Genomic DNA, 795 nt, shown 5'->3' with positions numbered 1-795 from the left:
CGGGCACACCGCGACACAGTCGGTGTATTTACATTGGATACAGTTATCGGTTACGACAAACGCCATGATAATCAGCTCTTAAGTTAGTCAAAATCAAAGAAGGGGGATAATACTCATCCCAAGGCAAAATTCAACATTCACCAAGTTAAATCCGTCGTCCAACCTTGATTTAGTATGACAGACAATTCAATTTCTCGTAAAATGCGCGCCATTGTGAGCTGGGGGCCGTTAGGTTTTTTGGCTAAGACACCTACTATAACGAGACATCGATATGATTCGTATTAATGAAATTAAGCTTCCTCTTGATCATGAGGAAGGCGCGCTATTAGACGCGATCACTAAAAAACTTGGCATTCCTGCTGAGAAAGTTATCTCTTTTAACGTCTTTAGACGCGGCTACGATGCTCGTAAGAAAACCAATATTCATCTTATTTACACGCTAGACATCATCGTTGAAGGCGATGAAACCGCGTTGCTAGCGAAGTTCGCAAACGATCCTCACGTTCGCCAAACGCCAGACATGGAATACAAGTTTGTTGCGAAAGCACCTGAGAACCTAACAGAGCGCCCAATCGTCATCGGTTTTGGTCCATGTGGTCTGTTTGCTGGTTTGGTGTTGGCTCAAATGGGTTTCAACCCAATCATCGTTGAACGTGGTAAAGAAGTTCGTGAACGTACTAAAGATACTTTCGGTTTCTGGCGTAAACGCACGCTAAACCCAGAATCAAACGTACAGTTTGGTGAGGGTAGTGCGGGTACGTTCTCTGTCGGTAAGCTTTACAGCCAAGTATAAGA

The 795-nt window shown here is 44.0% G+C and carries 2 pseudogenes; one reads left to right on the top strand and one right to left on the bottom strand.

The features are described from left to right. Positions 1-66: pseudogene (locus R7Z49_RS24335) on the bottom strand (ferredoxin); the annotation flags it as partial. A gap of 205 nt (positions 67-271) precedes the next feature. Between R7Z49_RS24335 and R7Z49_RS24330 the strand changes: the two are divergent. Beyond that, positions 272-790 (top strand): annotated as a pseudogene (locus R7Z49_RS24330) (hypothetical protein); the annotation flags it as partial. Between the last annotated feature and the right edge of the window lie 5 nt (positions 791-795).

The sequence above is a fragment of the Vibrio sp. 1562 genome (assembly GCF_033340155.1).
Lineage (GTDB): Bacteria > Pseudomonadota > Gammaproteobacteria > Enterobacterales > Vibrionaceae > Vibrio > Vibrio alginolyticus.
Note: the sequence above shows the minus strand (reverse complement) of the source record. Positions and strands in the feature narration are given on the sequence as shown.